This is a genomic window from Phytohalomonas tamaricis, from assembly GCF_003012345.1.
GTDB lineage: Bacteria > Pseudomonadota > Gammaproteobacteria > Pseudomonadales > Halomonadaceae > Phytohalomonas > Phytohalomonas tamaricis.
This window is the reverse complement of sequence record NZ_PVRV01000010.1, coordinates 1-424: the sequence shown is the minus strand read 5'-3', so window position 1 is coordinate 424 and position 424 is coordinate 1. Positions and strand designations below refer to the sequence as shown.

General features: G+C 47.2%; 1 tRNA gene. It reads right to left on the bottom strand.

Annotation, left to right across the window (positions count from 1 at the left end):
• Window positions 1–301 precede the first annotated feature (301 nt).
• Window positions 302–377, bottom strand: a tRNA-Ala gene (locus tag C3Z11_RS00045).
• Window positions 378–424 lie beyond the last annotated feature (47 nt).

Here is a 424-nt window from a genome sequence, read left to right as displayed (position 1 = left end):
CAAAGGGTCTGATCATCGATTGCGTTCGATTCGCCGGATACGCTTGAGACGTATCTCTAATTGCCATGACGTTAAGCTTCACGACACATGACGCACTTCCGAAGAAGTGATGTCATGGTGTTATGCCATCATGGACTTGGCATCAGCATGATCCACATTGTTAAAGAGCGTACTGTCGAAAACGACAGTTAGAAACTCAAGGTCAGTACATGAACAAACGATAATAACCGTCGTACTGTCATAAGCTTTTAACTGTGGTCTTTTATATTAAGTCGATAAACACTTAATCATCATTGAGAGATGGTGGAGCCTAGCGGGATCGAACCGCTGACCTCCTGCGTGCAAGGCAGGCGCTCTCCCAGCTGAGCTAAGGCCCCTTTATAGTGGTGGGTCTGGGCAGATTTGAACTGCCGACCTCACCCTT